We start from the raw sequence: 817 nt of genomic DNA on the forward strand, positions 1-817 counted from the left end.
CCCGGCCCGGCTCCGGCCTCCGCCCGCCCCCGGGCCGCCCGCCCCTGGGCCGCCCGCCCCGCCCCCGCCCCGCTCTGTACCGGGTCGGTACCGACTTGGCCGGATGTCGGCGGATGCGGCTAGCCTGAGCGGCACGCACATCACTGTCGGGATGGGGGACGGTCGTTACGTATGGCCAGGGAATTCCAACGCGGTCACAAGGCCAGGATCAGCGATCTGACGGCAGGCACGGATCTGTACGTGGGCGTGCAGATCGCCGGGCCCGGACTCGCCTTCGACATCAGCTGCTTCGGCCTTGACGCCGACGAGAAGCTGTCGGACGACCGGTACTTCGTCTTCTACAACCAGCCGAAGTCGCCGGAGGAGTCGATCCAGCAGCTCGGCGCGCAGGCGGGCGACACCGAGTCCTTCCGGGTGACGCTGGACCGCGTCCCGGCGAGCATCCACAAGCTGTCCTTCACCGCCACCATCGACGGCAACGGACAGATGTCGCAGATCGGACCGGGCTACATCCGGATCGTGGCCGGCGGCGAGGAAGTCGTCCGGTACTCCTTCACGGGCGCGGAGTTCAGCACCGAGCGCGCGGTCATGCTCGGCGACTTCTACCTCAAGGACGTGTGGCGCTTCGCCGCGGTCGGCCAGGGCTTCGACGGCGGACTCGCCGCGCTGCTGGAGAACTTCGGCGGCGAGGTCGCCGAGGAGGACGAGCAGCAGGCCCCCCAGCAGCCGCAGGCCGCCGCCCCGCCCCAGGCCGGCGCCGCGCCGGGATTCGCCCCGCCGCCGCAGGCCGCCGCCCCGGCGCCGTCGTTCGGCGCCC

At 72.2% G+C, this 817-nt stretch carries 1 protein-coding gene; it reads left to right on the forward strand.

All coding sequences use genetic code 11. The features are described 5' to 3' along the window. Positions 1-171: 171 nt before the first annotated feature. Positions 172-817 (forward strand): TerD family protein (locus ACS04_RS24710; protein WP_048478955.1); only part of this gene is annotated, 646 nt, incomplete at its 3' end.

The sequence above is a fragment of the Streptomyces roseus genome, assembly GCF_001044425.1.
GTDB classification, from domain to species: Bacteria; Actinomycetota; Actinomycetes; order Streptomycetales; family Streptomycetaceae; genus Streptomyces; species Streptomyces roseus.